Consider the following 1,118-nt stretch of genomic DNA (forward strand, 5'->3'; position numbering starts at 1 on the left):
GTGGCATAGAGCACCTCGACCAGCGCATGCAGGCGCAGCGCCGCCAGCCGGTCGCCGCCCGGCGCGGCACCGCCCGCTTCCTCGGCCGCGCGGTCGAGCAGGCGGCCGGTCTCGGCTTCGGTCATCGTCTTCGGCAGCGGTCGGCCCTTCTTTGGGCTGTCCAGCGTGCCGGTCGGGTCGTCGCCGCGCAGTCCTTCGGCATAGAGGAATTTGAAGAACTGGCGGATCGCCGATAATTTTCGCGCCTGCGAGGTCGGAGCGAAGCCTCTGGCCGCGATGTCGTCGAGATAGGCGCGGATGTCGGCCGCTCCCGCTCCCGCCAGCCCGCCGCCGATCGAGGCGGAAGCGTCTTCGAGGTCACGGCGATAGGAGGAAAGCGTGTTCTCGGCCGCCCCCCGCTCGGCGCTCATCATCTCCAGGAAGGCTTCGATGCGGGCGGCGCTGTTCATCTGGCCGGGATCAGTTCTTCTTCGGATTGAGCTTTTCCGCCGGAATGCGCACGCTCATTTCCGCCTTCTTCGGCTCGACGAACATCGCCAGCGCGAACATCGCGCCATAGGCAATGCCTGCAAGAACCGCCAGCGTCACGACAAAGCGAAACAATGTCGGCATTCAGCTTTCGCCCGTCTTCTTGTTTTTGCGTTTCCAAACCCTGTGCCCTTATGGGACGCCAATCCGACCAATTCAAGGACGAAGGATTTTGTCGGCGAAGGTTCCGTTGGAAAGCCGCACGATCCTGTTTGCTTGCGGCGCCGTGCTTGACGCAAACAGGCTTTTGATGTCGATACGGCGCAAAAGAGGTTCCGCATGAACGCGCTGCCAGCAAATCCGCCGGACGAAGGCCGTGTCGCGCTGCTCGAAAGGCTCGGCAGCCGCTCCATCATCTTTGTCGGCCTGATGGGTGCCGGCAAGACGGCGATCGGCCGCAAGGTGGCGGCGATGCTCTCGCTGCCCTTCATCGACAGCGATCAGGAGATAGAGAGCGTATCGCGCATGACCGTGCCGGAGCTGTTCGAGCGCGACACGGCCTTCGTCCGGCGGATTTGCTGGCAGCGCGTTCATGCGGAACCTCTTTTGCGCCGTATCGACATCAAAAGCCTGTTTGCGTCAAGCACGGC

Annotated in this window: 3 protein-coding genes; 1 reads left to right on the forward strand and 2 read right to left on the reverse strand. The window is 63.2% G+C overall.

Annotated features, from left to right (window positions below):
* Together EOA29_RS37320 and EOA29_RS37325 are read right to left on the reverse strand one after the other, a co-directional pair.
* Positions 1 to 449, reverse strand: a 449-nt coding sequence (locus EOA29_RS37320) for a site-specific integrase (protein WP_189479135.1), incomplete at its 3' end; no start/stop codon positions are given.
* Between the two features lie 10 nt (positions 450 to 459).
* The gene (locus EOA29_RS37325) at positions 460 to 612 is read right to left on the reverse strand and encodes a hypothetical protein (protein ID WP_040989318.1); all 153 of its coding nucleotides are present in this window, start codon (positions 610 to 612) and stop codon (positions 460 to 462) included.
* 195 nt (positions 613 to 807) lie between these two features.
* On the opposite strand from EOA29_RS37325, the gene EOA29_RS37330 reads away from it, so the two are divergent.
* Positions 808 to 1,118, forward strand: a 311-nt coding sequence (locus EOA29_RS37330; RefSeq protein WP_281061137.1) for a shikimate kinase, incomplete at its 3' end; no start/stop codon positions are given.

This window comes from Mesorhizobium sp. M1E.F.Ca.ET.063.01.1.1, assembly GCF_003998155.1.
In the GTDB taxonomy this organism is placed as follows: domain Bacteria; phylum Pseudomonadota; class Alphaproteobacteria; order Rhizobiales; family Rhizobiaceae; genus Mesorhizobium.